Origin of the sequence: Streptococcus sp. 29887, from assembly GCF_032595075.1 — a bacterium.
Taxonomy (GTDB): Bacteria; Bacillota; Bacilli; order Lactobacillales; family Streptococcaceae; genus Streptococcus; species Streptococcus iners.
In genome coordinates this window covers 755,266-780,887 of sequence record NZ_CP118735.1, presented here as the reverse complement: position 1 = coordinate 780,887, position 25,622 = coordinate 755,266, and the positions used below count along the sequence as shown (strand labels likewise).

At 42.6% G+C, this 25,622-nt stretch carries 12 protein-coding genes; 1 reads left to right on the top strand and 11 read right to left on the bottom strand.

Annotation, left to right across the window (positions count from 1 at the left end; genetic code table 11):
• Positions 1-10: 10 nt before the first annotated feature.
• Positions 11-11,491 carry a mucin-binding protein gene (locus PW252_RS04070; RefSeq protein ID WP_316716845.1) on the bottom strand — a complete coding sequence of 3,827 codons (11,481 nt, stop codon included), beginning with the start codon at positions 11,489-11,491 and terminating at the stop codon, positions 11-13.
• A gap of 414 nt (positions 11,492-11,905) precedes the next feature.
• Between PW252_RS04070 and PW252_RS04065 the strand changes: the two genes are divergently transcribed.
• On the top strand, positions 11,906-13,162 hold the full coding sequence (locus PW252_RS04065) for an ISL3 family transposase (RefSeq protein WP_316716633.1): 1,257 nt from the start codon (positions 11,906-11,908) through the stop codon (positions 13,160-13,162).
• Between the two features lie 84 nt (positions 13,163-13,246).
• Here the strand turns inward: PW252_RS04065 and PW252_RS04060 are convergent, their stop codons facing one another.
• The 10 genes from PW252_RS04060 to PW252_RS04015 form a co-directional block, all read right to left on the bottom strand.
• Positions 13,247-14,827: a DEAD/DEAH box helicase gene (locus PW252_RS04060; protein WP_248051412.1), complete on the bottom strand. Its 1,581-nt coding sequence runs from the start codon at positions 14,825-14,827 to the stop codon at positions 13,247-13,249.
• A 727-nt stretch (positions 14,828-15,554) separates the two neighbouring features.
• Complete coding sequence (locus tag PW252_RS04055; RefSeq protein WP_248051410.1) at positions 15,555-16,259, bottom strand: hypothetical protein; 705 nt, start codon at positions 16,257-16,259, stop codon at positions 15,555-15,557.
• A gap of 13 nt (positions 16,260-16,272) precedes the next feature.
• Positions 16,273-17,151: an ATP-binding cassette domain-containing protein gene (locus tag PW252_RS04050; RefSeq protein ID WP_248051407.1), complete on the bottom strand. Its 879-nt coding sequence runs from the start codon at positions 17,149-17,151 to the stop codon at positions 16,273-16,275.
• A gap of 158 nt (positions 17,152-17,309) precedes the next feature.
• Complete coding sequence (locus tag PW252_RS04045) at positions 17,310-17,888, bottom strand: YitT family protein (protein ID WP_248051405.1); 579 nt, start codon at positions 17,886-17,888, stop codon at positions 17,310-17,312.
• A 93-nt stretch (positions 17,889-17,981) separates the two neighbouring features.
• Positions 17,982-18,365, bottom strand: a complete 384-nt coding sequence (locus PW252_RS04040; RefSeq protein WP_105118781.1) for a PH domain-containing protein — start codon at positions 18,363-18,365, stop codon at positions 17,982-17,984.
• Positions 18,366-18,451: 86 nt separating this feature from the next.
• Positions 18,452-20,053, bottom strand: a complete 1,602-nt coding sequence (locus PW252_RS04035; protein ID WP_248051403.1) for an ATP-binding cassette domain-containing protein — start codon at positions 20,051-20,053, stop codon at positions 18,452-18,454.
• A gap of 310 nt (positions 20,054-20,363) precedes the next feature.
• On the bottom strand, positions 20,364-21,908 hold the full coding sequence (locus PW252_RS04030) for a peptide chain release factor 3 (RefSeq protein WP_029186246.1): 1,545 nt from the start codon (positions 21,906-21,908) through the stop codon (positions 20,364-20,366).
• A gap of 144 nt (positions 21,909-22,052) precedes the next feature.
• Positions 22,053-22,739 (bottom strand): YwaF family protein, encoded by a 687-nt coding sequence (locus tag PW252_RS04025; protein ID WP_172091630.1) that lies wholly within the window; start codon positions 22,737-22,739, stop codon positions 22,053-22,055.
• A gap of 132 nt (positions 22,740-22,871) precedes the next feature.
• Entirely contained in the window at positions 22,872-24,077 is a 1,206-nt protein-coding gene (locus PW252_RS04020) for a hypothetical protein (RefSeq protein ID WP_248051401.1), read from the bottom strand.
• A gap of 128 nt (positions 24,078-24,205) precedes the next feature.
• On the bottom strand, positions 24,206-25,567 hold the full coding sequence (locus tag PW252_RS04015; protein WP_248051399.1) for a UDP-N-acetylmuramoyl-tripeptide--D-alanyl-D-alanine ligase: 1,362 nt from the start codon (positions 25,565-25,567) through the stop codon (positions 24,206-24,208).
• Positions 25,568-25,622 lie beyond the last annotated feature (55 nt).

Here is a 25,622-nt window from a genome sequence, read left to right as displayed (position 1 = left end):
ACACTAAGAACTACTCTTCTCTCCGAACTTTCACAACCATACCGAGTGTAGCTAGTAACAAGCTAATTCCTGCCATCAGGACAGTGTCTGAATGACTATCACCTGTATTCGGCAAAGTGCTTTGGCTTGTTTTTTCTGCTATCGGTTTACCGGACAGTCCTGATGAAGCTGGTACAGTAGGGGAAACTGGAGCCACAGGCTTCACTGGTTCCGCCGGTGGAGTTGGAAGAACTGGTGGAGTTGGTTGAGTTTGTTCTGGTACTACCGGTTTTTCTGCTACATAAGTAATCGGCACATCATTTGTTGGATCAGATGGGATAGGCGGCAACTTGTAACCCTTGCTTGGATCACTCGGATCAACTGGGGTCAACGGAGTGACACCGTCTGGTCCAACTGGGACATAGCCTGGAATATGCGGTAGAACTGGTAGGTCGGTACCTGGCTTACTTGGATCCGTTGGGTGGTTTGGATACGGAATTGGGGTCAGTGGCTGACCTGGGATGTTTGGTACCCAGTTTCCAAGTTTCTTGTAGACAACTTTCTCAGTAATATCTGCATCTTCTGCATTTACTGTTACTGCGTCTACAGTTACTGTTTCAGTATAGTAACCAGCAACAACTGGAGAATCTTGAGCTGGCAAGGTTTGAGCTGCTGTCCATTCACCGTAAGTGATTTCGCCAGTTACAAGGTTTACTTCCGCTGTACGTGTGAAGTTTACTTTCTGAACAACATCAGCCGAAACTGTTTCACCAGCCTCATTCACATAGGTGATGGTACGAACAACTTCTTGAGTTGTTACAAGACCCTTAACTGAATCTGGCCATACTGGTGAGTTTGGATCAGTTGGATCTACTGGCTCACCTAGTTTTGGTGGGTTCGTAGGATCTACTGGTTCAATGCGTTCTTTCAATGTCACCGTGTAGACTTGATCTACAGATGCATCCTTATCATAAGTCGCTCCTTCAGGGAATTCGTTGGTAACCAATTCATATCCCTTCTTGAGAAGATCTTCGATAGTTGGAGTTGTGCTGTAGTTAATTACCTCACCAGACTTACCAATCAAATCACCTGAAGTTACTAAGGCTTTGCCATCTTGATCTACATAGTTGACAATCGCTTTTTGATCGACTGCTACATAGTCAATAGGTGTATCTACACCAGGATTTGTTGGAACTGGTGGAATATAGTTTCCATTTGAATCCTTCGGCAATTCATTTCCGTCTGGTCCAACTGGTACATAACCTGGAACAACAGGTACTACTGGAGTAGTTGGAATACCTGGTTTAGATGGATCTGTTGGATGGTTTGGATACGGAATTGGTGGCACTTGTTCACCTGGAACATTTGGCACCCAGTTTCCAAGTTTCTTGTAGACAACTTTCTCAGTAATATCTGCATCTTCTGCATTTACTCTTGTAGCAGCTACTGTCACAGTTTCTGTGTAGTGACCCTTAACTACTGGAGAGGATACTGCTGACAACTCTTGAGCCGCTGTCCATTCACCGTAAGTGATTTCGCCAGTTACAAAGTTTACTTCTGCTGTTCGTGTGAAGCTTACTTTCTGAACAACATCAGCCGAAACTGTTTCACCAGCCTCATTCACATAGGTGATGGTACGTGTCACTGTTTGATTGAGGTCGCTTTCCTTCAAGCCATCTGGCCATTTCGATCCATCTGGGTTACCTGGATCAACTTCTGTACCTGGATCTTTCGGATCTTCAGGTGTGACAGTAACAGTTTTAGCTTTCACAACAACTGTGAAGGTTTGGTCTGTCGCTTTATCCATGTCGAAGACTTGTCCACCGTCTTTGGTGAAGTCATCACGAACCACTTCGTAGCCTTGGTTAATGAGGTCAGTAACGCGAGCTGTTGTGGTGTAGTTGATAGGCTCTCCTGACTTACCTGTGACTTCATCGACACTACCCAGTGTTTTTCCTTTGTCATCTTTGTATGTAATTGTCGCTTTTTGTGCGTCTTTGACATAGGTTACAACAACTTCAGTATCTGGGTCAGTTGCCGAAACATCTTGAACAGATTCAACACTTGCCTTGTCTGGTGTGTAGCCTGCGATTGCTGGTGTGTCTACCTTGTCGAAGGTCTTATCAGTTGAAGTCCATTCTCCATATGTTACTTCTTTTGTCGCTAGGTTGACTGTTGCTGTACGTTTGTAGGTTAGTGTTTCAACGACATCGTCCTTAGCCTTGCTTCCATCTTCGTATTGGTACTTGATGGTACGTGTAACAGCTTGGTTGAGGTCGCTTTCCTTCAAGCCATCTGGCCATTTCGGTCCGTCTGGGTTACCTGGGTCAACCTCAGTGCCTGGTTCTTTCGGATCTTCTGGTGTGACCGTTACAACACGTTCTTTCACAACAACGGTGAAGGCTTGGTCCGTAGCTTTATCCGTGTCGAAGACTTGACCACCGTCTTTAGTGAAGCCATCTGTTACTACTTCGTATCCTTCGTTTTTCAATTCAGTGATACGTGCTGTTGTTGTGTAGTTGATAGGCTCTCCTGACTTACCAGTCACCTCATCAATAGCTCCTAGCTGCTGACCACCTTCATCTTGGTAGGTGATGGTAGCTTTTTGAGCGTCTTTGACATATCTAACGATGACTTCGGTGTCTGGATCAGTTGCCGGAACATCCTGAACAGCTTCGACACTTGCCTTGTCTGAAGTGTAGCCTGCGATGGCTGGTGTGTCTACTTTGTCGAAGTCATCATCAGCTGAGGTCCAGTCGCCATAAGTCACTTCTTTAGTTACCAGGTTAACCGTTGCGGTACGTTTGTAGGTCAAGGTTTCTACGACATCTGGCTGAGCTTCTGAGCCATCTTCATATTGGTACTTGATGGTACGGGTCACAGTTTGATTGAGGTCACTTGCTTTCACGCCATCTGGATATTTCGGTCCGTCTGGGTTGCCTGGATCTACCTCAGTGCCTGGATCTTTCGGATCTTCTGGGGTGACTGTAACAGTTTTAGCTTTCACAACAACGGTGAAGCTTTGGTCTGTCGCTTTATCCATGTCGAAGACTTGTCCACCGTCTTTGGTGAAGTCATCACGAACCACTTCGTAGCCTTGGTTAGTGAGTTCAGTAATACGAGCTGCTGTTGTGTAGTCGATTTTTTCTCCTGACTTACCTGTTACTTCGTCTACTTTTCCTAGTGTTTGTCCTTTGTCATCTTTGTATGTAATTGTCGCTTTTTGTGCGTCTTTTACATAGGTTACGATGACTTCAGTGTCAGCTGCGGTTGCCAAGATATTTTCTTCAGCTGCCACACTTGCCTTGTCTGGAGTATAGCCTGCGATAGCTGGTGTCTCTACTTTGTCAAAGTCGTCATCTGTTGATGTCCAGTCTCCATATGTTACTTCTTTTGTCACTAGGTTGACTGTTGCTGTACGTTTGTAGGTCAGCGTTTCAACGACATCGTCCTTAGCCTGACTTCCATCTTCGTATTGGTACTTGATGGTACGTGTAACAGTTTGATTGAGGTCGCTTTCCTTCAAGCCATCTGGCCATTCTGGTCCGGCTGGATTTTTTGGATCTACTTCTGTTCCTGGATCTTTCGGATCGTCTGGTGTGACAGTAACTGTTTTTGCTCTTACTACTACTTCGAATTTTTGGTCTGTAGCTTTGTCTGTGTCGTATACTTGTCCACCGGCTTTTGTAAATCCGTCTGTTACTAATTCGTATCCTTGGTTTGTCAGTTCTGTGATACGTGCTGTTGTTGTGTAGTCGATTTTTTCTCCTGACTTACCTGTCACTTGGTCTACGTCACCCAACTGCTTACCTGCTTCATCTTGGTAGGTGATGGTTGCTTTTTGGGCGTCTTTGACATATCTTACGATGATTTCTTTGTCTGCTGCTGTTGCTGGCACGTCTAGTTCTGCTTCTACACTTGCTTTCTCTGCTGTGTATCCTGCAATAGCTGGGGTATCTACCTTATCGAAGTCGTCATCTGTTGATGTCCATTGTCCATATGTTACTTCTTTTGTCGCTAGGTTGACTGTTGCTGTACGTTTGTAGGTCAGTGTTTCAACGACATCTGGCTGGGCTTCAGAACCATCTTCGTATTGGTACTTGATGGTACGTTTTACTGTTTCGTTTAGGTCTGTAGCTTTGACGCCGTCTGGATATTTCGGTCCGGCTGGGTTACCTGGGTCAACCTCAGTGCCTGGATCTTTCGGATTGTCTGGTGTGACCGTTACAACACGTTCTTTCACAACAACGGTGAAGGCTTGGTCCGTAGCTTTATCCGTGTCGAAGACTTGTCCACCATCTTTAGTGAAGCCGTCACGAACTAATTCGTATCCTTGGTTTGTCAGTTTTGTAATTCGATCTGTTGTTCTGTAGTCGATTGGCTCGCCTGACTTACCTGTGACTTCATCGACACTACCCAGCGTTTTTCCTTTGTCATCTTTGTATGTGATGGTCGCTTTTTGAGCGTCTTTTACATATCTTACGATGACTTCTTTGTCTGCTGCAGTAGCTGGCACGTCTAGTTCAGCTTCGACACTTGCCTTGTCTGGAGTGTAACCTGCAATAGCTGGTGTGTCTACTTTGTCGAAGTCATCATCAGCTGAGGTCCATTCACCATAGGTCACTTCTTTAGTTACCAAGTTAACAGTTGCGGTACGTTTGTAGGTTAGTGTTTCTTCTACGTCTGGCTTAGCTGTTGACCCGTCTTCGTATTGGTACTTGATGGTACGTTTTACTGTTTCGTTTAGGTCACTTTCTTTGACACCGTCTGGCCACTCTGGTCCGTCTGGGTTGCCTGGATCTACCTCAGTGCCTGGATCTTTCGGATCTTCTGGTGTGACTGTTACCACTTTTTCTCTTACGACGACTTCAAATGGTTGGTCTGTAGTCTTATCTGTATCGAAGACTTGACCACCTTCTTTAGTGAAGCCATCTGTTACTACTTCGTATCCTTTGTTTTTCAATTCAGTGATACGAGCGGTTGTGCTGTAATTGATTGGCTCGCCTGACTTACCTGTGACTTCATCGACACTACCCAGCGTTTTTCCTTTGTCATCTTTGTATGTGATGGTCGCTTTTTGAGCGTCTTTTACATATCTTACGATGACTTCTTTGTCTGCTGCAGTAGCTGGCACGTCTAGTTCAGCTTCGACACTTGCCTTGTCTGGAGTGTAACCTGCAATAGCTGGTGTGTCTACTTTGTCGAAGTCATCATCAGCTGAGGTCCATTCACCATAGGTCACTTCTTTAGTTACCAAGTTAACAGTTGCGGTACGTTTGTAGGTTAGTGTTTCTTCTACGTCTGGCTTAGCTGTTGACCCGTCTTCGTATTGGTACTTGATGGTACGTTTTACTGTTTCGTTTAGGTCACTTTCTTTGACACCGTCTGGCCACTCTGGTCCGTCTGGGTTGCCTGGATCTACCTCAGTGCCTGGATCTTTCGGATCTTCTGGTGTGACTGTTACCACTTTTTCTCTTACGACGACTTCAAATGGTTGGTCTGTAGTCTTATCTGTATCGAAGACTTGACCACCTTCTTTAGTGAAGCCATCTGTTACTACTTCGTATCCTTTGTTTTTCAATTCAGTGATACGAGCGGTTGTGCTGTAATTGATTGGCTCGCCTGACTTACCTGTGACTTCATCGACACTACCCAGCGTTTTTCCTTTGTCATCTTTGTATGTGATGGTCGCTTTTTGAGCGTCTTTTACATATCTTACGATGACTTCTTTGTCTGCTGCAGTAGCTGGCACGTCTAGTTCAGCTTCGACACTTGCCTTGTCTGGAGTGTAACCTGCAATAGCTGGTGTGTCTACTTTGTCGAAGTCATCATCAGCTGAGGTCCATTCACCATAGGTCACTTCTTTAGTTACCAAGTTAACAGTTGCGGTACGTTTGTAGGTTAGTGTTTCTTCTACGTCTGGCTTAGCTGTTGACCCGTCTTCGTATTGGTACTTGATGGTACGTTTTACTGTTTCGTTTAGGTCACTTTCTTTGACACCGTCTGGCCACTCTGGTCCGTCTGGGTTGCCTGGATCTACCTCAGTGCCTGGATCTTTCGGATCTTCTGGTGTGACTGTTACCACTTTTTCTCTTACGACGACTTCAAATGGTTGGTCTGTAGTCTTATCTGTATCGAAGACTTGACCACCTTCTTTAGTGAAGCCATCTGTTACTACTTCGTATCCTTTGTTTTTCAATTCAGTGATACGAGCGGTTGTGCTGTAATTGATTGGCTCGCCTGACTTACCTGTGACTTCATCGACACTACCCAGCGTTTTTCCTTTGTCATCTTTGTATGTGATGGTCGCTTTTTGAGCGTCTTTTACATATCTTACGATGACTTCTTTGTCTGCTGCAGTAGCTGGCACGTCTAGTTCAGCTTCGACACTTGCCTTGTCTGGAGTGTAACCTGCAATAGCTGGTGTGTCTACTTTGTCGAAGTCATCATCAGCTGAGGTCCATTCACCATAGGTCACTTCTTTAGTTACCAAGTTAACAGTTGCGGTACGTTTGTAGGTTAGTGTTTCTTCTACGTCTGGCTTAGCTGTTGACCCGTCTTCGTATTGGTACTTGATGGTACGTTTTACTGTTTCGTTTAGGTCACTTTCTTTGACACCGTCTGGCCACTCTGGTCCGTCTGGGTTGCCTGGATCTACCTCAGTGCCTGGATCTTTCGGATCTTCTGGTGTGACTGTTACCACTTTTTCTCTTACGACGACTTCAAATGGTTGGTCTGTAGTCTTATCTGTATCGAAGACTTGACCACCTTCTTTAGTGAAGCCATCTGTTACTACTTCGTATCCTTTGTTTTTCAATTCAGTGATACGAGCGGTTGTGCTGTAATTGATTGGCTCGCCTGACTTACCTGTGACTTCATCGACACTACCCAGCGTTTTTCCTTTGTCATCTTTGTATGTGATGGTCGCTTTTTGAGCGTCTTTTACATATCTTACGATGACTTCTTTGTCTGCTGCAGTAGCTGGCACGTCTAGTTCAGCTTCGACACTTGCCTTGTCTGGAGTGTAACCTGCAATAGCTGGTGTGTCTACTTTGTCGAAGTCATCATCAGCTGAGGTCCATTCACCATAGGTCACTTCTTTAGTTACCAAGTTAACAGTTGCGGTACGTTTGTAGGTTAGTGTTTCTTCTACGTCTGGCTTAGCTGTTGACCCGTCTTCGTATTGGTACTTGATGGTACGTTTTACTGTTTCGTTTAGGTCACTTTCTTTGACACCGTCTGGCCACTCTGGTCCGTCTGGGTTGCCTGGATCTACCTCAGTGCCTGGATCTTTCGGATCTTCTGGTGTGACTGTTACCACTTTTTCTCTTACGACGACTTCAAATGGTTGGTCTGTAGTCTTATCTGTATCGAAGACTTGACCACCTTCTTTAGTGAAGCCATCTGTTACTACTTCGTATCCTTTGTTTTTCAATTCAGTGATACGAGCGGTTGTGCTGTAATTGATTGGCTCGCCTGACTTACCTGTGACTTCATCGACACTACCCAGCGTTTTTCCTTTGTCATCTTTGTATGTGATGGTCGCTTTTTGAGCGTCTTTTACATATCTTACGATGACTTCTTTGTCTGCTGCAGTAGCTGGCACGTCTAGTTCAGCTTCGACACTTGCCTTGTCTGGAGTGTAACCTGCAATAGCTGGTGTGTCTACTTTGTCGAAGTCATCATCAGCTGAGGTCCATTCACCATAGGTCACTTCTTTAGTTACCAAGTTAACAGTTGCGGTACGTTTGTAGGTTAGTGTTTCTTCTACGTCTGGCTTAGCTGTTGACCCGTCTTCGTATTGGTACTTGATGGTACGTTTTACTGTTTCGTTTAGGTCACTTTCTTTGACACCGTCTGGCCACTCTGGTCCGTCTGGGTTGCCTGGATCTACCTCAGTGCCTGGATCTTTCGGATCTTCTGGTGTGACTGTTACCACTTTTTCTCTTACGACGACTTCAAATGGTTGGTCTGTAGTCTTATCTGTATCGAAGACTTGACCACCTTCTTTAGTGAAGCCATCTGTTACTACTTCGTATCCTTTGTTTTTCAATTCAGTGATACGAGCGGTTGTGCTGTAATTGATTGGCTCGCCTGACTTACCTGTGACTTCATCGACACTACCCAGCGTTTTTCCTTTGTCATCTTTGTATGTGATGGTCGCTTTTTGAGCGTCTTTTACATATCTTACGATGACTTCTTTGTCTGCTGCAGTAGCTGGCACGTCTAGTTCAGCTTCGACACTTGCCTTGTCTGGAGTGTAACCTGCAATAGCTGGTGTGTCTACCTTATCGAAGTCGTCATCTGTTGATGTCCATGGGGTATAGGCAAGAGCTCCAGTAACGACATTTACCTTAGCGGTACGAGTAAATGTCAATGTTTCTTCAACTGTCGGGCTTGCCTCTGATCCGTTTTCGTATTGGTACTTGATTGTACGTTTTACTGTTTCGTTTAGGTCTGTTGCTTTTACTCCGTCTGGATATTTTGGTCCAGTTGGATTAGTTGGGTCTATCGGAGTATTTGGCTCTTTAGGAGCATCAGGAGTTACCGTCTTAATTTTTTCGCGCAAGATAATTTTATAAACTTGACTTGGTGCTACGGTTCCGACTCCATCCTCAATACTATCGAAGTAAGTCGTTTTATTAGAAAAACCATCACTAATTACTTCATACCCTTTATCTATATAGGTCTGTAGAATATCAAGCGTAATACGTTTTGAAATAATCGTTCCTTTTTCACCTTGTTCCCTTATAGTATGAGACAACTTATCAGGACCGGCTACATTCCCCGTTTCAACATCCACTGGTCTTAAATAGATCTCCATTAATGCTTTTGCTGCTTTTTCGTAGACATAAGTCAATTCTTTTAAAGTATCTCTTTCGACAACACCTGTTTCAGCATCAATTTTTACGATTCTTCTAAGCTCATTAGGATCTTCGGTAACTGGCCTTAGAGTAGAAGTTGATGGATCAATACGCCTTAAATAATATTGATCTATCGCATCACCTTCTCCTGTAAACACACTAAAATGCTTATAATTTTTTGTATCGTACTCTTCACCAGTTGCCCCATGTCCAACAAGGGTAGCACTACGCTTGATCGTTTCTCCTTTATCATTCACATAGTGAATGATAACACTACCTTTTTCGGCATAATAATAGGTCACATGTTGCTCATTTTTTACATTGTCATTGACCATCTTCATTTGAACGCCGCCGAACCCAAAAGGTTTACCATCTTTACCTTTCAAGCTGACAGCTTTGTGTTCTGGAATAAAGAAATTACCTTCAGGGAAGTTTTCATTATTTCTAGGAAAATTATTCGTTTCCCCTGTTATCACATTTGTAACAGTTTTAGGCTTAGTTTTATAACTCTCAAACTGATGTTTAGAAGTATAACTATGACTACCTTCTAAGGTATTTACTGCCCCAGGAACAATATCTTCTGACGTAAAGAATTTGATAAAGTTATCCGAAGTAAGATCTGCTTCAGTAATATCTCCCTTTCTATCAAGGGTTAACATCTTTGTTCCATCAGGATTCAAGAGGTAAATATGCACCTTGTGAGTACCATCTTTTTGGGTCACTTCCGATACACGCACCAAATTGTGCGTCATGATACTTTGAATCGTTTTAGCACCCACCTTGTAATCTGCCGCTAAATCTCCCTTAAGAACTGTCGGAACATCTTCGGCAATTAGCTCATATTTATCAAAATCTAGTGCACCAGCAATCGTGTAGCTATCACCGGTCAATGCTCCTTTTTGAATAAAGGTAGCAAGCGTTTCTTCCGGTCTCTTTTCTGTAGCTTTTACGACATATTTCGTTTCTTGTGTCGTACGAACCGGAACCAAAACATCATGAATATTTAATTCTGTCCCAACAGATTTTGGGCTTACCTTATCATAGATGACTGTATTGACATTGCCACCGTTAGGGTTATTGATTTTTAAGTTTTTACTTGTAGAATTACTTGGATCTGGAGTAAATTCGAAACGATAGTTAAAATTGTTGCCCGAAGTTCCTTCATATTGGGCTAGGCTAGCAAATTTCCCTGTAGAACCTTGAGCAATCTCTATAGATTCTAAAATTTTATTGTTTTGACGCTTATCAACTAGATCAGCATATACTTTATTTATTTCTCCTTCTTTAGCTGTAGAAAATTGGAAGAAATAGTCTTTGTTATATTTTTTATTAAAAGTCGTTGCCTTATTCGGATCTGTTTGTGAATCTAGGCTTAAGACCATAAAGACCTCTCGTCCTTCGGGTACAGTCGTCTTATAGGCAGTAGGAACAACTGTTGTCGTCGCAGTCACACTTGCATCGCCAGCTGCCTTGTCAAAATTTGCACCAACTGTTTTAGCCTCATCAGGAACAATCCACTCTGTCGTTACATAAGATACAGTATTTGCACTTCTTGTAGCATTTTCGATAGCCCTAAAACCACTTGTCCCATCCGCATCGCCACTAGCTGCAACGGTCGTTTCTGTCAGCGGATTATCCTTCTCATCTTTTTTCCGAGTTACAGCAAAGGAAAGTATGTTGGTTTCGTTTTCAGCAACAACCTTAGTTATGACATTCGCCTGCCCATCTGCTAGACGATAACCTGAACGAAGCTTATCAGCAGTGACAGTTACTTCCGTCTTTGCTACTTCATCAGTAGTCGTAACAGAAACATAGCCTACTTGACCAAGCTTTTTCTCTTCACCTGTTTCCACATCCGTTTGAACAACCTTATAAGGAATATTGACTGTACGTTCTATGACTGACTTAGCTTGAACTTCAGGAGCTTCTGCAAATGGTTGAGTATCTGAGATAGCGTTTTCATTTTCTGCCGCTGGAGAAGTACTTGAATCTTTTACGACTTCCTGACTAGAAGCCGATTCTGCATTTGGCTTAGCCTCATCACTTTCTATTTTCTCAATGCGGAAGGTTATAAGATTATCCACACCTTCAAGGATATTCACAGTCTGTTGAGCATCCTGGTCTACTACCAGACGATAGCCCTCTGGTACTGTAGATGCTACTACCAGACTGTAGCTAGCTTGCTGATCAACAGTTGTCAGCTCTATGGATAAGGTTTCTGATGAAATTACCTCATTCATCGGGTCAATATAGCGGACAGTATAAGTAAGCACAGCTTGTCTAGACAAAACCTCTTCTTCCACAAGGGGATCTGGTTCCGACTGGACTTCTTCACTTTGCAAAACGTCAGCTGGTTGAACTGGTTCTGTGACCACTTCTTCCTTTACATCTTCACTAACAGGCAAAAGTGTTGATGTTTCAGACGAAACTTCTTCTGAAAGTGGCAAACCATCTGCTCTTTCTTCACTAACAACAACTTCTTGCACAGGTGGAGAAACCGGTATTTCCTCGGTAGCACTTACCTTACTCCCCACACTCAAGACTAGCGATACTCCTAAAAGTACACTGGCAGCACCAAAATGAAATTTTCTGATTGAAAACCGCTGTCTTGCAGCGTACCAATCGAAACCTTTCTTGCCTTTTTTCATAAAAGGCCTCCTTTCTATATATCAATATCCGCCTTTAATAAACATATATATACTATCATTTTGTAAGGATTTTTTCAAGGGAATATGCGTAACTATAAGTAAGTCTAATAGACCATAAGCTGAGCTTATAGGATATATATATATATATATATATGCATAGGTATATTTTTTTATTTATTTACAGATGTTCAGATTTCTGTTTATTTCAATAAAAAACAATCACTAGAGCATTTTAATATTTGCTTATATTTTATACATTTTTAAAAAATCATGTTTTCAACAAATAAAAAAGGCTCTATAATATCTGTAGTGGGTAAATCCTCTATGGATATTATGGAGTCTTTTTGATTGTAGAAAAAAAGTCCCATATGGCCTATAATGAAAAGCAACCAAACTCACATTAGAAAGACTCATATGGAACAACTAAATCTTATCACAAATCTTCTCAGAATTAAAGACAAAAATATCACTATCTCTAATGAATATGATATGGGAACTCACTTAGAACTTCATGGTCATTTGGATTATACAGCCCCTAAATGTCCCTCCTGCAAGGGACAAATGGCAAAATACGACTTCCAAAAACCCTCCAAAATTCCCTACCTAGAAACTGCTGGTTATCCCTTGCTTATCCGACTTAGAAAGCGTCGCTTCAAGTGTAAAGATTGCAGAAAAATAGCGGTCGCTGAAACTCCTCTTGTCAAGAAGAACCACCAAATCTCCGTCGCTGTTAACCAGAAGATTGCTCAATTACTCATCGAAAATCAAGCAATGACACATATTGCACACAGGCTATCTATCTCAACCTCATCAGTTATGAGAAAGCTTAATGAGTTCAAGTTTGAAACAGATTGGAATACCTTACCTGAGGTGATGAGCTGGGATGAGTATGCCTTCAAAAAGGGGAAAATGAGCTTTATCGCTCAAGATTTCAACTCCCTAAATGTCATAACTATTCTAGACGGAAGAACACAAGCAACCATCCGAAACCACTTTCTACGCTATCCTAGAAAGGTTAGAAATCAAGTCAAAGTCATTACCATGGATATGTTTAGTCCTTACTACAAATTGGCTAGACAGCTATTTCCAAACACCAAGATTGTTCTGGACCGCTTTCACATTGTGCAGCACCTTAGCCGTGCTATGAACCGCGTTCGTATTCTAATTATGAATCAATTCGACAGAAAATCGCAGGAATACCGGTCCTTGAAACGCTACTGGAAATTGATACAACAAGATAGCCGTAAACTCAGCGATAAACGATTTTATCGCCCTATGTTTCGCATGCACTTGACTAACAAGGAAATCCTAGAAAAACTACTGTCTTTTTCAGAGGAACTACGACAGCACTATGAACTCTATCAGCTTCTCTTGTTCCATTTCCAAGAGAAAAACTCAGATCATTTCTTTGACCTTATCGAACAGGAAATAGCCAATGTTAATCCTATTTTCCAGACGGTATTTAAGACATTTCTAAAGGATAAAGAAAAGGTTTTAAACGCCATGGAATTGCCTTATTCGAACGCCAAACTGGAAGCTACCAACAATCTCATCAAAGTCATTAAAAGAAATGCCTTTGGTTTCAGGAACTTTGAAAATTTTAAAAAACGTATTTTGATTGCTTTGAACATAAAGAAAGAGAGAACGAACTTCGTCCTCTCTAGGTGTTAGCTTTTCATCTACCCACTACAGTTGACAAAGAGCCATAAAAAAGAGTATCCCCTTGAGGAAATACTCCTTGTATAAATATACTTTTTATCTCTCACCCTTATTGCGAATTACAAAGCCTGTTTTCTTTTCACTTGAGGTGCGTTGGTGTGGTTTTTTATTATCTTGACGGCGGTTGTCACGTTTGAACTTGTCATCGCGACGGTTGCGGTCATTGCGGTCACCACGACGTCCTCCACGATCTCGATTGCGGTCACCATCACGACGACCTCCACGATCACGGTCGCGACCAGCACGTCCACCCTTGCCCTTGGCTTGACCAGGCGCAAACTTGAATGGCAATGGTTTTTCACGCGCAATTTCTACCTCTGGCAAGCTATCTGGATCTTGTACAGTTAGGCTGAGTACGTAGAGAGCAAGCTCTTCAGGGGTAAATTCAGCTGCCAATTTAACAGCATCCTTCTTAAACTTATCAAAATTGCTACGGATAGTTTCATCAACCATATCACGCTCAATCTTCTTCAAAGCAACTTTTTTCTTGGCTTCAAAGGCCTCTTCAGCAGTTGCCGGCTTCAGTCCCTTCATACGTTTCTTGGTCAAATCTTCGATGATAGCCAAGTAGCCCATCTCATTTGGAGATACAAAGGTAATAGACTGACCGGATTGACCAGCACGACCTGTACGACCGATACGGTGCACATAGCTTTCTGGGTCTTGTGGAATATCGTAGTTGTAGACGTGTGTCACACCTGAGATATCCAAACCACGTGCTGCTACGTCTGTCGCAACCAAGACATCAATCTGGTCATTTTTAAAGTCACGGATGACACGAAGGCGCTTGTTTTGGTCCAAATCTCCATGGATACCTTCTGCACGGAAACCACGCAATTTCAAACCACGCGTCAATTCGTCAACACGGCGCTTAGTACGACCGAAGACGATAGACAATTCTGGCTGGTCAACGTCCATAAGGCGTGTCATGGTGTCAAATTTCTCATTTTCTTTGACACGGATATAGTATTGGTCCACGTTGACGTTGGTCAATTCCTTGGCCGCAATCTTAACGTGCTCAGGTTCTTTCATGAACTTAACACCGATACGCTTGATTGGATCAGGCATGGTCGCAGAAAATAGAAGAGTTTGACGGCTTTCTGGCACACGTTCGATGATGGCTTCAATATCATCCAAGAAGCCCATGTTAAGCATTTCATCCGCTTCATCAAGAATAAGGGTTTCAACACCGTCAAGCTTGAGAGCCTTGCGTTTAATCAAGTCCAAGAGACGACCAGGTGTACCAACTACGATGTGGGCACCCGAGCGAAGAGCCTTGATTTGTTTTTCAATGCTAGAACCGCCGTAAACAGAGCGAACTTTTACACCCTTTTCACGACCAAATTTGAAAAGCTCCTCTTGACTTTGCACCGCCAACTCACGCGTTGGGGCAATAATCAAGGCTTGAACAGCTTGATTGTCGATGTCAATCTTGTTGAGGGTTGGCAGACCAAAAGCTGCGGTTTTCCCTGTCCCCGTCTGGGCCTGACCAATCACATCCTTGCCTTCAAGAGCAAGCGGAATGGTCTGCTCCTGGATTGGTGACGGCGTTTCAAAACCAGCCTTCTCAACGGCAAGCAAAATGTCTTCTGACAACTGTAAATCTGTAAATTTCAATTATGATACCAAGTGCGTTAAGAAAACAAGGTGAAAATAGGAGACTGACGCAGTGTGGGCACACACTAGGAAGTCTATCTTTTTCACGAAGTTTTTAGCACGGGTTCGAATACTCTTCCCGAACTAGTTTCCTAACGCATTTCCTTTCTTTTACAAGGCAGTGCGAAGCTACCTTATCTCACTTTTTTTGTAACAATTATTTCCACTGGCAGCGAACTACTACTCAATGAAAATCAAAATTAGCCTAGCTCCAACAGTCTAGGAATAGACTGTTGGAGGTGGGAAATCCTACGAACATTGTTCGTGTCACAACAGTCTAGGAATAGACTGTTGGAGGTGGGAAATCCTACGAACATTGTTCGTGTCACAACAGTCAGAGTAGTGACTGTTGGAGGTGGGAAATCCTACGAACATTGTTCGTGTCACAACAGTCAGAGTAGTGACTGTTGGTGGTGGGAAATCCCACGAACATTGTTCGTGACAATTAGTCGAAGGTAGAACACTGTTACTTCCTTGTTTGTAGGTAACAGGCTGAAAAGTTCCACTGGAGCTTTTCACTCACCAAGACGAGTTGACAACGGATGGCTTTGATTTTCGCAGAGTAAACCAGTATCAGACTTGCAACTTACCTAGTATAACACATTCTCAGCATTAAGGTGAGGATTTACCTTGGAAATCAAAATAATACGTTTTCACAAAAAGCAACCTCTCTCGAGATTGCCTATTCTTACTTCAATTCCTTTTTTGAAAATAGCAGAGCACCGCAGATGAAGTAGCCCAAACTAAAGACCCGCGCCAAGATTGATGGCCAAGAAAGCAAGTTCTCCAAGTCAGCTGCCACAGATACTTGTGAAAACATCATAAAGTCCGCAAAAAAATCCGTTTTAAGAAGAATGCCTGTCGCCATCATGAACAACTGATCAAACAAGAAGGCAATCAATATATACACCATATATGCTTGATAGATTTTTGGAAAAATGACAAACAAGATTGTACAAAAACTAGCAATCACAATATAAAAGGGCAACTGATAAACAAAACCTTCTACAAGAACCCAATAATCTGCTGCCCCATTCATCATCTGACGAGCAAAACCAGTCAGCATATAAGCAAACAAGACATAGAATAAGCAAAGTCCGACACTAGACAACCACTTGTGAGTAAAAATCTTCAAACGGTTCTGGGTACGCACCAGACTATTATTGACTGTCCGAAACTGGAAATCATCCCCAAAGAAAATCTTGGCTGGCGCCACAAAAAAGAGAGGCAACAAGTTTGTCCAGTTAGACAGAATATCCTCAGCCCCTACAGAAGTCAACTCCTTACTACTGCTATAGGCCAAAATCAGACTGAGGACAATCAAGATTGCCAGACTAACCAAGGACAATCTTTCCTTACGAATACGATACCAATCTGCTTTCACCAAATTCATTTTCCACTTCCTCCTAGTTCAACAAACTCAAATAATACTCTTCCAAATGCTGGCCCTGACGGTAAATCTCCAGAATTTCAATCCCTGATTGACCCACCAAATCAATAAGAGATTGAACATGTTCATCCGCATCCAAGACCAAACCAGCCTCTTCCAAACTAACTTCCAGCCCCTTTTCTTCCAAATAAGCCTTCACAGCTGCATTGTCTGCCGTATCCAGATAGAGCTTTCTCGCCACGACCGCTGCCAAATCAGACCTGGTCAGATCACGAATGACCTTGCCCTTGTGCATGATGACAAAACGATCTGCCAACAACTCCAACTCCGACAAGATATGACTAGAAATCAAGACCGTCATTCCGTACTCATCCCGCAAGCGCAAGATAATGTCCCGCACCTCCTTGATCCCAGACGGATCCAAACCATTGATCGGCTCATCCAAAATCAAAAACTCTGGAAAATCAATAATCGCCAAGGCAATGGACATCCGCTGCCGCATCCCAAGCGAAAAATTTTTGACCTTCTTCTTCCGATCCACATCCCCCAGACCAACCAAGTCCAGCACCTGCTGGATACGCTCCTTGGGATTTTCCAGGGATAATTGCAGAGCCGCATACATGAGATTGTCCCAGGCAGACATGTTGGGATACAGAGTAGGCGACTCAATAATAGCCCCCATCTTCACTGGTTTTGGATAGACCAGTTGACCAGCCGAGGGAAAAATCAGCCCTGACAAGATTCGGATCAGAGTTGTTTTCCCCGCGCCATTTTGCCCAACCAAGCCACAAATCTCTCCACGCTGGATGGCGAAGGATATCTGATCTACCGCAGCCTGCTGACCATAGACCTTACTCATCCCCTCAATCCGCAACAAGACATTCTCTCTATTCATACAAGTCTCCTTTTTGTATCTTTGTTTTGATGTCTTAATTGTATCACACAAACAATACAGCGTCAAGCCAAAAAATAAAAAAGTTTGGAAAGAAGCCAATTCAAAAAATAAAACCTATACTCACCGTCCAGTACTGACTGGTGAATACAGGTTCTATCCTATTTCCATTTGGTCAAACACAAGTCTAAGGATTTACTGATAAGAAAGACCATAACCAGGGTCCAAAACGTTTTGGTCCAACCAATTTTAAAAGCCAAGGGTGTCACCACCAAAATATCAAAAATCAAAATAACCCTTGTAATCTTCCAATTGAAATATTTGTTACATAATAGGGCAACAATGTCACTGCCTGCTGTTGAGCCGTTTCCTTTAAGAACCAGGGCCATGGACAAACCAGTCGCTAGACCAGCTAAAATAGCAGAGGGAATAAGCGGAAGCCATTGGGCTTGTAGAAATCTTGTCACATACATGGTCACCGACATAGAACCCACTGCCAAAAAAGTATAGAAGACCCTTACTCTACTCAAAAAACGGTAGGCCAAAACAAGGAGAACGCCATTGAATATGAAACTTGTTACCCCTGCTTCCATGCCCATAGTGTAGTAAAAAAGCAAGGCAAGCCCTGTGACCCCACCTTCTCCAAACTCATGGGGAATGACCAACATATTCAAAACTAGGGCATACAAAATCCCACCCATAACAATCAGTAAACAATCTTTTAAACCTATCTTTGACATAAAAACACCTACTGGATTTGTCTATATTTAGTATATCAAAAAAAGTAGAAAGCGGATACACTTTCTACTCATTCTACACCGAGATTGTTAGGATTATTTCCCCAAAACAGCGGATGCCAAGGCTTTTTGGATAGCAATAACACTCTTATCACTCTTGAACTGAAGAGTTTCTGCTGGTTCTGCCGCAGAAGAAATCCAAATCTTCAATTCAGCATCCAAGTCAAAATGACCGGAGGTTTCGACCGTAAATCGTGAAATCGAACGATAGGGAATAGACTTGTAGGAAACCTTCTTACCTGACATTCCTTGTTTGTCCACCAAAATCAAACGGTGTTCTGTGAAAACAATCAAATCGCGAACCAAACTAAAGGCCATCTCCACCTGTTCCGCATCCAGAAGGATGTCTGCCAACTCTTGCTCTACCTTATCATTATTCATCTGCGAGGCATTGCCCATCAAACCTGAAAACAAACCCATTTGTTTACTCCTTTTTTACTTTTCCTTATTTTACCGAAAAATTTGGAATAAAAAAAGCAAAAACCCCAGAAGAGTTTTTGCTGCTGTCAAACTGATAGATGAACCTGCTCATCAAAGAGGGCTAAAAAACTTTCCTCCTGAGAGTGTGTCACAACAATCACCAGTTTGTCCCTTATTTTCTCGAGACTATCTGCAATCAATTGTTCGCTTTGAGAATCTAAGCCTGTTGTAGGTTCATCAAATAAAAAGACCTCTGCATCACGGTAAAGGGCACGCGCCAAATCAAACCGTCTCTCTTCCCCACCTGATAATTGCTGAGAAGAGGTCAAGAGAGTAGCAAATCCATCTCCCTGCCGATAGAACCAGTCCTCTAAACCAACTTGCCGCAAGCAACCCATTGCTTTATTCTCATCTAAAGGTGCAAACAAGGTCAAATTATCCCCGATGCTAGCTGTAAATAGATTGGTTTTCTGCGGTAGGTAGTAAATTTTCCGAAAGAGGGCAAGCTGATCCAGTTCTGCCAGATTCCTCTGGTTGACCAGGACTCTTCCAGCCTCTGGTTTCTGAATCCCCAGCAAGAGGCGGAGCAAGGTCGTCTTCCCACTCCCGCTCTTGCCCAAGATAGCATATTTTTTATTGGCCTGAAAAAGATAAGAAAAATTCTCCACAATCAGATGGTCTTGATAGCGACAATCAATCCCTTCCAGAGCAAGGCTCGTAATGGATTCCTTCAAAACTGGCTTGGCAGCTTGACCTTCTTCCTTCCTATTTAAGAGACCTGTCAACTCCTCCACAACCGTCCGACTAGAAAGATAATCCGTCAGCAAGCCTGACATGGTTTGGATAGGACCTGCTACAGTTCCCATCAGGGTTGTCATAGCAATCAAATCCGAAATGTTCAGCAGACCTTGGAAGACAAATATCCCTCCAATAATCCAGGAACCTGAATAGACTACGCTGCTCAAACTGTAGGAAACCGCATAGGTCTGGGATTGTTTTTGGGCAAAACGGTTAGCACGCCTAGTGTATTCCTGACTAGATACCGCCAGCTTTTCTTGAAAAACTGGCGTGATGGTGCTGATGCGGATAAAAGAGAGAGCTTCTACAAACTCACTAAACAAGGCGAGATAGGCATTCTTCTCCTCCTGACTGTCCTTTGTCACACGAGCTAAAATCCCCTTATTAATCACCGGAGCCAAAAATGGAATAAAGCAGAGCGCCAACATGATCATAGCCATGGTTCCTTGAAGGTAGAGAGCCCCTATCAAGGAAAAACTAAAGACTAATATGCTTGTCACCATGGATAGAAGCGGCGTTAGATAGGTAGTTTCTAAGATGTTCAGATGATGAACCAAGACATGGACCTTATCTGCCTGACTGTCTTTTGCTGCCTCTCCTAAGTCCTCACGCGCATAGACAGTCACTAATTGATTGCGCGTCTCTTCCATAATCTGATTGATTACCTTAAACTTGAAATAGCGCGGCAGGTAATCAAAATAGCCGTCACATAAAAAGAATACCACTGCAATCACCGAACTAGTCATAAATGCCTTTTGGTCACCAGATATGGCCGCTTCCGAAACTTGCGCATAAATAAAACCCGTTGCCGCTAAAATCAGAGCATAGACCACCGACACAGCAATATAAGCAACTATTGCCAACTTGCATTTTCTAAGGTAGTAAAACAAAGTTCAGACCTCCAATCCATTTCCGTTTATACTACTATAGCATATTATAATAATACTTTTTTTGCAATGATAACAAAATTAAAATAAGCCAGGGCTTGCCTGACTTATTATAGAGTTAATTGGGTTAGATGAAGATTGAACTAGAGGTTCATCGAAGCAACTTAACGAAGTTTTAGCTTGATTTTCAAAGCTGAATACTGACTTTAATACGCAAAGAAAATCAAGAATAAAACTAGGCAAGGAGCTGAAGATTGAACTTAAGGTTCATCGAAGCGACTTAACGAAGTTTTAACTTGATTTTCAAAGCGTATTACATCTTCTCTTCCAACTCCACATCCGGATATTTGTCCGCAAACCAGCGGAGGGCGAAGTCATTTTCAAAAAGGAAAACTGGTTGGTCAAAGCGGTCTTTAGCAAGAATATTACGGCTTGAAGACATGCGTTCATCCAGGTCTTCTGGCTTGATCCAACGGACTGTCTTTTTACCCATTGGTGTCATGACCACTTCTGCATTGTACTCGCCTTCCATGCGGTGTTTGAAAACTTCAAACTGGAGCTGACCAACAGCACCCAGCATATACTCGCCTGTCTGGTAGTTCTTGTAGAGCTGGATAGCTCCTTCTTGCACCAGTTGCTCAATTCCCTTGTGGAAGGATTTTTGTTTCATGACGTTTTTAGCAGACACTTTCATGAAAATTTCCGGAGTAAAGGTTGGTAGCGGTTCGAATTCAAACTTGTTCTTGCCTACGGTCAGGGTATCTCCTACCTGATAGGTTCCTGTATCGTAAACCCCGATAATGTCCCCCGCCACTGCATTTTCCACATTCTCACGGGACTCGGCCATGAACTGGGTCACGTTGGACAACTTAGCCCCCTTGCCTGTACGAGGCAGGTTGACCGCCATACCGCGTTCAAATTCACCCGAAACCACACGAACAAAGGCAATGCGGTCGCGGTGACGAGGATCCATGTTGGCTTGGATTTTGAAAACAAAGCCTGAAAAATCTTTATTGAGCGGGTCAATGACATCCCCTGTCGTTGTCTTGTGACCATGTGGCTCTGGAGCAAATTCCAAGAAGGTATCAAGGAAGGTCTGCACACCAAAGTTGGTCAGGGCTGAACCGAAGAAAACAGGGGTCAAATCGCCGTCCAAAATCGCCTGCTCTGAAAATTCATTTCCAGCTTCCGCCAAAAGTTCAATATCATCCAGAACTTGTGCATAAAATGGGTTGGAGCCAAATAACTTATCACCCTCATCCAAGCTTGCAAAACGCTCCTCGCTACGGTAGAGTTCCAAGCGTTTGTTATGGAGGTCATAGAGTCCCTCGAAGGATTTCCCCATACCAATCGGCCAGTTCATCGGATAGCTGGCAATGCCCAAGACTTCTTCCAACTCCTGCAATAAATCAAGCGGCTCACGACCATCACGGTCCAACTTGTTGATGAAGGTAAAGACTGGGATGTTGCGGTGCTTCACAACCTCAAAGAGTTTTTTAGTCTGGGCCTCGATACCCTTGGCAGAGTCCACCACCATGACAGCCGCATCCACCGCCATCAAGGTCCGATAGGTATCCTCAGAGAAGTCCTCGTGTCCTGGCGTATCCAAAATGTTAACCCGCTTGCCCGCATAGTCAAACTGCATAACAGATGAGGTAACAGAGATACCACGCTGTTTCTCGATATCCATCCAGTCAGACTTGGCAAAGTTACCAGTCTTTTTCCCCTTGACCGTACCTGCCTCACGAATTTCACCCCCAAAGTAGAGCAACTGCTCGGTAATAGTGGTCTTACCCGCGTCCGGGTGAGAGATGATCGCAAAAGTGCGTCGTTTCTTGATTTCTTCTTGTAGTGACATGATCGTTATTCCTTTTTCTTTGGTCCATAGCAGAGCTGACTTCTTCTTTTGCCTATCAAATCAAAAGAGTACAAAAAAAGAGAGCAACTACTGCAACTCTCTTATTATATCGGAAATAATGGAATTTTTCAAACACTTGGAAAATCAATCTTGGAGTAGATAGACTAATTTCTTTTTCCAATATAATTGGAACCCTACCTGAACAGAACTAATTAAACATGATATTATTAGTGAAAGTAGGACAAAATTGAACCAAGTCCCTTGGCTATTGACTATGGGTAAGCGAGTCAAATAACCATAATTACCTTTTGTCAACCAATTAACAAAAAGCATGACCAGATGAAGCATGACTGTCAGTGACAAACGCTCCCGTCTTGAAAGACTGAATTGATGTCCCTCTGTCAAAATATAAGACAAACACAACACTGCTAAAGCATAATGACCAACCACAAAGGTAAAGAAGGTCAGATGTGGAAAAGGAAAGGGATCGAAGACCGGGTAAATAAAAGCCACCAAGGAACCAATGAGACCAAGATAGGAAAAGTAGAGTTTCAAATCTCCCTTCCTAGCAAACAGTAAAAATAATATGGCTAGTCGACAATGATAAAAGGGTAAACTTTCAGAAAGGGACCAATCGGACCAAATATACCAAGTATATAGACTAACCACTTGAAAAAGTAAAATTGTCCAAAACAAACGATTAAACCAAGTTTTAGTATAATATCGCGTGGTCAAGTAAAGCAAGATAAAAAGCGGTAGCAACAAGCCAAGGTGAGTAAATAACCCTAGATGCGGGCCATGCGAAACTTGATTAGTAAAAAAATCATTCATACTTTCTCCCCCTAAATCCTTTCTAACCATTCAAATCAAATATAGTATATCAAATTGTATAAATGTTTACAAGGTTAACCAAGAAAATTGAATATCACTCAATTTAAAACTTGCAACAACAGACTACACATTTTAAAAACCACTTTTCTTCATCAATTTCAGAAATCGTTGCAACCAATCACGCTGCTCTTGCAAACCATCCAAACTATCCACAAATTCAATACATTTCTTAGCTCGTTCAGTATAGGGATAATATTTTTTCACCTGTCTTCTCAATTCTAAAACAACACATAACAACTCATCTTGTTGTCGTTGTTCCATCCGACGATGATGTACATAGTCTGAATGCCACTTTTCAAGCATGAACAGTTGATTATCGAGGCTTTCAATAGTCTGAACTGTTTTCAGGTCATCCAGTCGATTCTGCGAATGGAGCCAATCACACAAACTCTTCACACGAGCCTGTTTTCGCTCGAGTTCCGCGATAGCCAATCTTTCCTGTGCTTCTTTTCGTTCAAGAAATTTTTGATGGTCTTCTATTTTATGACAGATTTCTCTATCTTCCGTTTGGGAATCAAGCGAGTTCTTCAAAGCAATTGACTCTTCATCGAATTGTCCATCTAGCCAGGCTAGTAAATCCTGCTTTTTCTGAGCCCATCTCTTCAAGTCAAGTTGTCTTTGTCGCTCACGCTCTGCCTCTCTTTCCCTCTTAGCTAGCAATTTCTCTCGTTCAAGGGCATTTTTACGCAATGCAGCAGCAACTCGCTCGTGCAGTTTCCACCTTCTAAGCTTTTTTAAATAGACTTCTACATCAAAAACTTGATTCAATTCAGGTCGTAAATAATCATTAACCACATAGAGGATACGCTCCATCTTATGAAAGGCAAGCTGTCGTTCCGATTGTTTTCCACTCAAGGCCAGTTTAAATAGCTGGTAATCATTCCAAGGATTATAGCGATTGCCCCTATCTGCCTTAAAATAGCCCTTCTGATAGTATTCATCTAAACTATCCAAGTCCATTATTTCTTTGAGGCTTGAAAAGTCAGAGTTGGACCGCAAACGATATTCTCGCTCTGCCTTCTTCAAACTCTTTGTCAGTTCCTTATTTTGAAATTTTTTGATACAAGAGGATCCAATTGGTGATAGCTTTATATTACTAAGATCTGTACGAGAAACAGAATAGACTTTCTGCAAGTGAGCCTTACCACATAAACACTTGCTTTCCATGGCCTTATCAATTTTTTCTAGCTTTACCCTTGTCCATTCCTGCCTAGCTTCTTCCCAATTATTAGCTAGACTCAAGGAAATGACTATCGTTTGTAAATTTGAATCCTTCATCTCAACCTCTTTTTGTATATTGTTATTATATATTTTATAAAATATATACATACTTTTCAAGGTCTTGAACAAATAAAAATGATTGAACTTCTCCGCATTTTTGCAAAAGAAATTCAATCCTATTCTTACTATTTTGCTAATTCTTCCACCACTTTTCCAAGTTTCATGGAGTTGGAGCCTTTGAAGAGGATTTGGTCGTCTTTTCCTAGACACTCCCTAACCTGTTTAACCAGTTCTTCAAATTGGTCCTGCTCCGCATTTTTCCTAAAGAAATAGACTTTTCCAATCGGGAACATCTGACTAGCTAGCTGGGACAAGCCTTCAATGTCCTGACCGTAGAAAATGACGGTATCTAGCACATCTGGTGACAGGCTCAAAATCATCTGATTATGAAGCTCAACCGACTGACTGCCAAGTTCTTTCATGTCTGCTAACACAGCAATTTTCTTACCGCCTTCATTGGCTGGAATACTAGAGAAGGTTTCTAAAATCAAGCGCATGGCTGTTGGATTAGCATTGTAAACGTCGCTGAGAATATCTGCTCCATTTGCCGCCTTCTTCCACTCCGTACGGTTGCGGGTCAAGTTCAGACTGGCAAGGGCTGACTTGATTGCTTCATCAGGCACACCCAAGGTCTTGCCCACATAGCTCGCTACCATGGCATTGGTGGCATTGTACTTGCCCGTTACTGGTAGGAAAATGTCACCGTCCATAAAGTTGACGGTAAAAGTCAAGCTATCCTTGCTCTCGACCAGACTAGTCACCTGCAAGTCTGCCTGCTCGCCGAAGCGAACGAGCTCTACATGACTAGGTAAGAAGCTATCCGCAATCGGATCTGCAGGAATTAGAAGTTTACTACCATCTATCATACCGTCTGCAATCTGCAATTTGCCTTTGGCAATCTCTTCTCGTGAACCGAAAAATTCCAAATGCGCTTCCCCAAAAAGAGTAATAACTGACAGGCTTGGTTTGGCAATTTCAGACAAGAGATGAATATCTCCCAAGTGGTCTTGTCCCATTTCCAAAACCAGTTTTTCCGTATCATCTGGCATATGGAGAACTGTGTAAGGAAGTCCGATTTCGTTATTATAGTTCCCCTGAGTTTTGTAGGTCTTGTAGGTGGTTGCTAGGATATCGTGGATCATATCCTTGGTAGTCGTTTTACCATTTGAACCAGTTACCGCAATGACTTCTACTCCCGTTTTTTCTAGGTAGTAGGTCGCTAATTTTTGTAGGGCAGCCAGGCAGTCGTCCACTAGAATGTGGGGAAGATCAAGGCTGACTTCAGACAGGGTTACCGCGCAGCCATTTTCAAAAGCTACAGGGATAAAGTCATGACCGTCACGCGCTCCCTTGAGGGGAACAAAAAGATCCCCTTCTGTAATCAGGCGACTGTCGAACTCCACCTTGTTAAGGGCTCTATCGGGATAAAGACTAATATTATTTTTTGCACCCAAGACCTGAGCGACTTCGTGTAGGGTTAATTTCATTATTTTCTCCAATATAGTCTTTTAGTTTACTTTTAGTACTAGGCAACGAGCCGCA

What these genes read in the sequence shown, in the direction of transcription:
- PW252_RS04050 (WP_248051407.1), bottom strand. Translation starts at nt 17,151, where the DNA reads ATGAATAGAGAGAATGTCTTGTTGCGGATTGAGGGGATGAGTAAGGTC.
- PW252_RS04045 (WP_248051405.1), bottom strand. Translation starts at nt 17,888, where the DNA reads ATGTCAAAGATAGGTTTAAAAGATTGTTTACTGATTGTTATGGGTGGG.
- PW252_RS04055 (WP_248051410.1), bottom strand. Translation starts at nt 16,259, where the DNA reads ATGAATTTGGTGAAAGCAGATTGGTATCGTATTCGTAAGGAAAGATTG.
- PW252_RS04015 (WP_248051399.1), bottom strand. Translation starts at nt 25,567, where the DNA reads ATGAAATTAACCCTACACGAAGTCGCTCAGGTCTTGGGTGCAAAAAAT.
- PW252_RS04020 (WP_248051401.1), bottom strand. Translation starts at nt 24,077, where the DNA reads ATGAAGGATTCAAATTTACAAACGATAGTCATTTCCTTGAGTCTAGCT.
- PW252_RS04025 (WP_172091630.1), bottom strand. Translation starts at nt 22,739, where the DNA reads ATGAATGATTTTTTTACTAATCAAGTTTCGCATGGCCCGCATCTAGGG.
- PW252_RS04030 (WP_029186246.1), bottom strand. Translation starts at nt 21,908, where the DNA reads ATGTCACTACAAGAAGAAATCAAGAAACGACGCACTTTTGCGATCATC.
- PW252_RS04070 (WP_316716845.1), bottom strand. Translation starts at nt 11,491, where the DNA reads ATGAAAAAAGGCAAGAAAGGTTTCGATTGGTACGCTGCAAGACAGCGG.
- PW252_RS04040 (WP_105118781.1), bottom strand. Translation starts at nt 18,365, where the DNA reads ATGGGTTTGTTTTCAGGTTTGATGGGCAATGCCTCGCAGATGAATAAT.
- PW252_RS04065 (WP_316716633.1), top strand. Translation starts at nt 11,906, where the DNA reads ATGGAACAACTAAATCTTATCACAAATCTTCTCAGAATTAAAGACAAA.